2 protein-coding genes are annotated in these 6676 nt (G+C 52.5%); both read left to right on the top strand.

Translation table 11 applies throughout. The annotated features are described in order from the left end of the window. On the top strand, nucleotides 1–4914 hold a 4914-nt coding region (locus tag C1I60_RS19105; RefSeq protein ID WP_252361787.1), incomplete at its 5' end, for a non-ribosomal peptide synthetase. Nucleotides 4915–5079: 165 nt separating this feature from the next. Further along, nucleotides 5080–6676, top strand: a 1597-nt coding sequence (locus C1I60_RS19100; protein WP_252361786.1) for an AMP-binding protein, incomplete at its 3' end; no start/stop codon positions are given.

Below are 6676 nucleotides of genomic sequence, written 5' to 3'. Positions count from 1 at the left end.
CTGCCAGCACCGGAAGACAGCCTGCAAAGCGGAGCCGACTATGTCGCACCGCGGACGTGGGTGGAAGTGAAGCTGGCGCAAATTTGGCAGGATGTGCTGGGCTTGGCGCAGGTCGGCGTGAAGGAAAACTTCTTCGAGATTGGCGGACACTCGCTGCGTGCGACAACCCTGGCCTCGAAGATTCACAAGGAGCTGAACAAGCCGCTTCCACTGCGCAGTATTTTTGAAGCGCCAACGATTGAACAACTGGCAGCGGTTCTGGATAGTCTAGATCAAGTGGCGTATGCTTCCATTCCGGTGACGGGAGCTCGTGATTTCTATCCGTTATCCTCGGCGCAAAAACGACTGTATGTGCTGCATCAGTTCGACCCGAATGATGTGAACTACAACATGCCGTCCGTGCTGCAGGTGAGTGGTCCGCTGGACGTGAAACGAGTAGAAGACGTATTCCGTCAACTAATCGCTCGCCATGCGACCTTGCGTACCCGCTTTGAACTGGTGGACAGTGAGCCGATGCAATGGATTGAAGACACGGTGCCGTTCGAGGTGGAATATGCAAAGGTACGGGCAGAGGGTGCGACGATTACAGATACGGACACGATGGTTAGCAAGGAAGCACAAGAGCAGGTGCGGCGCTTTGTCCGTCCGTTCGATCTGGAAGCTGCGCCGCTGCTGCGGGTAGGCTTGGTAGACCTGGGCGTTCAAGGAGCAGAGCAAGAATTGCAGCATTTGCTCATGCTCGACATGCATCATATCGTTTCGGATGGTGTGTCCATGGGCGTACTGACCGATGAATTTGTCCGCTTGTATGAGGGTGAAGAGCTATCGCCATTGCGGATTCAGTACAAGGATTATGCGGTATGGCAGCAAAGCGAAGCCCATCAGGAGTGGATGCAGCGTCAGGAAGCGTACTGGCTCGACACCTTCCGGGGTGAGTTGCCTGTGCTGGATGTACCTGCGGACTTTGCCCGTCCGGCGGTACGAAATACGGCAGGGGATACGGTCGTGTTCGGACTGGAGCATGAAGTTAGCGAACGCCTGAAAGAACTGGCGGCGCACACAGGCTCCACGCTGTATATGGTGCTGCTGGCGGCATACACTGCGCTCTTGCATCAATACAGCGGACAAGAGGATATTGTGGTCGGTACGCCAATTGCAGGACGACCACATGCGGATCTGGAGCCGATCCTCGGGATGTTCGTCGGAACGTTGGCATTACGGAACTATCCGACGGCGGAGCATACCTTCCGCAGCTATGTGGAAGAAGTGAAAGTTCATGCTCTGCAAGCTTACGAGCATCAGGACTATCCATTTGAGGAACTGGTGGAAAAGCTGAATGTGAAGCGGGATATGAGTCGCAATCCGTTGTTCGATACGATGTTTACGCTGCAAACCACGGAGGAAGGCGAACTGCAGCTGGCAGACCTTAGCTTCCGTCCATACGGCTTGGAACAAACGCCAGCCAAGTTTGATTTGACGCTGGAAGCCAGAGAGGAAGAGGCAGGTATTCAGTTCGGATTGCAGTATGCAACCGCGTTGTATCAACGGGAAACCGTAGAACGGATGACACGTCACTTCATTCGTTTGGTCGAAGCCGTGGCAGCGAACCCGGATGCGAAGCTGGGTGAGCTGGAGCTGATAACGGCGGAAGAAACCGAGCGGATTCTGAAGGTGTTCAACGATCCGAACGCGCATAGCGTGCGTGGAGGAGCACAAGGTCGGGCGCTCAGCGAACGCTTTGAAGAGCAGGCGAAGCGCAGTCCTGAGCGGGTAGCAGTCGTGTCTGGGGATACGATGCTGACCTACGCTGAACTGAACGAGCGATCGAACCGATTAGCCCGTGTGTTACGGGAGAAAGGGGTCGAAGCAGATCAACCGGTAGGCGTATTGCTGGAACGTTCTGCGGAAATCCTGGTGTGCATTATGGGGGTACTTAAGGCCGGAGGCGCGTATGTGCCAATGGATAGCATGTATCCGCAGGAACGCATCGACTACATGCTCCAAGACAGCGGGGCAACGGTCGTGATTACAAGCAGAGTCGCCCAGCTATCACTCAGCTTGCCATCCACAGTACAGGCTGTAGTCCTTGATGACGAGGACGTTCAGGCTCAACTGAACGTACAGGATGCGAGCAACCTGATCCCTGTTGTTGGCCCGCACAACCTGGCCTATATGATTTACACGTCAGGTACAACCGGTCAGCCGAAAGGGGTCATGATTGAGCAGGGCAGCGTCAGCAATCTGGTAGATGCTTTATCTGAGCGGATATACAGCCGCTATGAACAGCCGCTTCATGTCGCATGGCTGTCGGCATTTGTATTTGACGCTTCGGTGAAGCAAATCTTTGCCAGCTTGCTGTTAGGCCACACCCTGCATGTGGTATCCCGTGACGTAAGCCTGAGCGGTGAGCAATTGATCGCCTACTACCGCACGCACCGAATTGATCTGTCAGACGGCACGCCTGCGCATCTGCATATTTTGAACGAAAGCGTCAGCATGACGGAAGCGCCAGAAGTGAAGCATTACCTGATCGGCGGCGAAGCATTATCTGTACAACTGGTCAATGTGTTCCTGCACAAGTGGTCCGGGTACCGTCCGGTGATTACCAATGTGTATGGTCCGACCGAAACGACGGTAGATGCAACAGCTTATACGATTGAAGATGTAGAAGCCCTAAACGTGCTGCTGGAAAAAGGTGAGCACACGGTATCCATCGGAACGCCGATAGCGAACCAGTCCGTATACATCCTGAACACCCAGCAACAGCTGGTGCCGATCGGTATCGCGGGTGAGCTCTATATCGGGGGTGCAGGTGTAGGACGAGGATACCTGAACCTGCCGGAACTGACGGCAGAGAAGTTCCTCCCGAATCCGTTCGCCTCAGCTTCACTGGAAGCTGAACAAGCTCCAGATGTTCATAGCCATCGCATGTATCGGACGGGCGACCTAGCACGGTGGCTGCCGGATGGCAGCATCGAGTATTTGGGCCGGATCGACCACCAAGTGAAAATTCGGGGGTATCGGATCGAACTGGGTGAGGTGGAAGCACAACTGCTGACGGTGAACGGCATTCAGAAGGCCGTGGTCACGGCATGGGAAAACGAAGACGGACACAAGGACCTGTGTGCCTACATCGTAGCCACAGCACCGCTGAGTCTGCCGGAGCTGCGCAACGCACTGCAGCCGAAGCTGCCGGATTACATGATCCCGACGTATGTTGTACAACTGGATCGCTTCCAGCTGACCCCAAGCGGAAAAATCGACCGCAAGGCGTTGCCTGCGCCGGAAGCACGCCTCGAAGGAGGCCTGGAGTACGTTGCGCCACGGACGCCGCTCGAAGCCAAGCTTGCTCAAATCTGGCAGGATGTATTGAAGCTGTCCAGCGTAGGAGTCACCGACTCATTCTTCGACATGGGTGGACACTCTCTGCGGGCAACAACGCTGGTGGCCAAAATCCATCAGGAGCTGGACAGCCGGATTACACTTCGTGAGGTGTTCCAGCACATTACGATTGAGCAGCAAGCCCAGCTCATAGCTACGCACGGTACAGACACCTATACGGTGATCCCAGCGGCGGCGAAACAAGCCTACTACCCGGTTTCCTCGGCTCAAAAACGGCTGTACATTTTGAGCCATCTGGAAGGCGGGGATGTCAGCTACAACATGCCGGGTGTGCTAACGGTGGAAGGTCCGCTCCAGGCAGATCGACTGGAGGCTGCGTTCTGTCAGTTAATTGAGCGTCATGAAACGTTGCGTACTTCCTTTGAAATGGTGGAAGGTGAGGTCGTTCAGCGAGTTTACGATCAGGTTGAATTTGCAGTAGAACGTTTGCAGGTCAGTGAACCCGAAGCCGAAGCGTATATCGAGTCATTTGTACGCAGCTTTGATCTTCGGCAGGCACCGCTGCTGCGCGTTCGTCTCATTCAAACCGGATCAGAGCGCCACTTTTTGATGTACGATATGCACCATATTATTTCGGATGGTGTATCGTCTGACAATATCGTGCAGGAGCTGGTACAGCTGTACGAGGGACAGGAATTGGAGCCGTTGCAAATTCAGTACAAGGACTTTGCCGTGTGGCAGCAGCAGGAAATGCAGCGTGAGTCATACCAACGTCGGGAACACTTCTGGCTGGAGCATTTAGCCGGAGAGTTACCGGTACTGGATCTGCCGATTGCTTATCCAAGACCTGCTGTTCGCAGCTTCGAGGGCGCACTGTATGATTTTACAGTTGACCCGAATGTATCCGCGAAGCTGCACCGAATTGTGGCTCAGACCGGAAGTACGCTGTACATGGTACTTTTGAGCGCCTACACCGTTCTGTTGTCCAAATACAGCGGTCAGGACGATTTGGTCATCGGCACTCCGGTAGCAGGCCGCCTGTTGCCTGAACTGGAGCCACTTATCGGAATGTTCGTCAATACGCTAGCCATCCGGCATCAGCCGAAGGGCAGCCAAACATTCCACAGCTACTTGCTGGAAGTCAGAGATCGTACGCTGCAAGCCTTCGAGCATCAGGATTATCCATTGGAAGAGTTGGTGGAAAAGCTGGATGTAGCACGGGATGCAAGCCGTAACCCGTTGTTTGACACCATGTTTGTACTGCAAAATATGGAGTCGCAGGAAGCGAAGCTTGAGACCCTGTCCTTCAGTCCGTATGTTCAGGAGCATAATATCTCCAAATTCGATCTTACCTTGTCCATGAGTGATGAAGACGGGGTGATCAAGGGTTCCTTCGAATATTGCACGAAGCTGTTTGGAGCAGACGCTATTGAACGATTAACGGGAGATTTGATAGCGATCCTGTCACAGGTAGGGGCCAGCCCGGATTTGCTGTTAAGCGATATTCAGGTGACCTCCACCGACGAGAAGCCGGAAGGCTTTTCACCGGATTCCATCGACTTTGTTTTCTAAATCAGTTTTCTAAAATACAATGATTTCACTTTGCGTGTGCAGAGGGCGGCGGCTTGTCCGACTGCCCTTGCCTGCAAAGTATTATTTTTCCGACACAACGCTCATCTACGTAATAACGCACCATTCCAACCGGGGTACAGACCCCATGAAGCAGGAGGGATGTCATTGAAAGCCTTATTTGAGAAGGAAAAAAATTACTGGAGTCATAAGCTGGAATCTGAGGATCATATCATCTGCCTGCCATATACCAACAACGTGTCCAAGGATGCAACTGCAACGAATTTAAATTCCCTTACGTACACGCTCACATTTCCATCTGAAATTTCCGGGCGAATATTGTCTATAACAGGTGGCGCTCCATGGGCAGTGTTTATGGTTCTGCTTGCTGGAGTAGAAAGCCTGTTACATAAATACACAGGTGAGGAACGTGTGCTGTTGGGCATTCCGGTAGCCAAGTCTGGCAACGGTGCTACAAAGCCGATCAATCATCTGCTCATACTGAAAAACTCGCTGGATTCTACAACGACCTTCAAAGCCTTGCTGTCTCAAATCAAAACCTCTGTCAGCGAAGCGATTGAGCACCAAAATATACCTTTTTGGAACTATACCGAGGGGCTTGAAATTCCACGTAACGAGGATGAACAGCCTCTTATTCACACCACGGCATCCTTGCAAAACATCCATATTCCCGATTTTTCGAATCATGTACAATCTGAGCTGGATTTTCAATTTCAATGGGACAATGCAGCGGTTTCCCTGAATCTGAATTACAGCAGCCACCGCTATAATGAGGCGACAATTGAACGCTTTGTTGAGCAGCTGTTGCGGTTGTACAGCGTTGTTTTGCATCAGCCAGAGCTGGCAATTTCCACAGCACAGGTGTTGTCAGAGCAAGAAGTGGAGCAACTGGTTCATACCTTCAACGATACAACTGCGGATTATCCACGTCATGCGTCCATTCATGAGTTGTTTGAGAAACAGGCGAAGCAGGCACCGGAGCAGGTGGCGGTAGTGTTCGGAAAAGACAGTCTGACCTATGGAGAATTGAATGAAAAAGCTAACCGTCTGGCTCATACATTACGTAAGCAGGGGATCTGCACCGAGCAGACTGTCGGTATTGTGGCTGAACGCTCGATGGAAATGATCGTCGGTATGCTCGCGATTCTCAAAGCAGGCGGGGCCTATGTGCCGATTGACTCTGATTATCCGGATGAACGCGTGCGCTATTTGCTGGAGGATTCTGGTGCAAACCTACTTCTAGTGCAGCGGATGGAGCATCGGCCCGCTGATTTTCAGGGGATTGTGCTTGAGCTGAGCGATTCAGCAATCTATGGAACGAATGATGCGGATCGTTTCGATCTGGTTTTGCCGAACGATAACGAGACATATGCTGACAGAGCTAGCATCGGATATGTAGATTGCTTAAACCCGCTCTATTCCATTTCCGCTAGTCCTGAGCTTGCTTCTACTACAAGCACACAACCAGAAATCCTGCAACCAGAAGTTACGCAATCAGAACAAGCGAAGGCAGCCGCTGCTGATCGCTTGGCATACGTTATGTACACCTCAGGGACAACAGGCCAGCCGAAAGGCGTTATGGTGGAGCACCGTAATGTCGTGCGTCTGGTGAAAAATACAAACTATGCGCAATTGGATGCGGATACGCGCATTTTGCAGACCGGGGCTGTTGTTTTCGATGCGTCCACCTTCGAAATTTGGGGTGCGCTATTGAACGGTGGACAGCTGGTGCTGGTGAGTCAGG

This window comes from Paenibacillus terrae (assembly GCF_005217525.1).
GTDB classification, from domain to species: domain Bacteria; phylum Bacillota; class Bacilli; order Paenibacillales; family Paenibacillaceae; genus Paenibacillus; species Paenibacillus terrae_C.
Note: the sequence above shows the minus strand (reverse complement) of the source record. Positions and strands in the feature narration are given on the sequence as shown.